The sequence below is a fragment of the Magnetococcus sp. PR-3 genome (assembly GCF_036689865.1).
GTDB lineage: Bacteria > Pseudomonadota > Magnetococcia > Magnetococcales > Magnetococcaceae > Magnetococcus.
In genome coordinates this window covers 1-248 of record NZ_JBAHUQ010000114.1, presented here as the reverse complement: position 1 = coordinate 248, position 248 = coordinate 1, and the positions used below count along the sequence as shown (strand labels likewise).

Annotated in this window: 1 protein-coding gene; it reads right to left on the bottom strand. The window is 54.0% G+C overall.

What is annotated here, in order from left to right; translation table 11 throughout:
* Window positions 1-248: hypothetical protein (locus tag V5T57_RS20770; RefSeq protein ID WP_332893183.1), on the bottom strand; the 248-nt coding region annotated here is incomplete at both ends.

Genomic DNA, 248 nt, shown 5'->3' with positions numbered 1-248 from the left:
CCAGTGCAATGGGGGTGTCTTCTGTACCTGTGACATCACCTGCATTCAGTTCAGGCGCATCGGCAACGGAGCTCACCTCAACGTCAATGCTTCCCTCATTCAGGCGGCTAACCAGATCATTGCCTTCATCATCTGTGGAGTGCACCTCAACCCCGACAGAGAAGTTTTCATTAGAGTCAGCCGGGGGCATGATCTGCAGCCCGTCCAGACTGTAGCTGCCATCCTCATTGTCCGTTACCATGTCGATG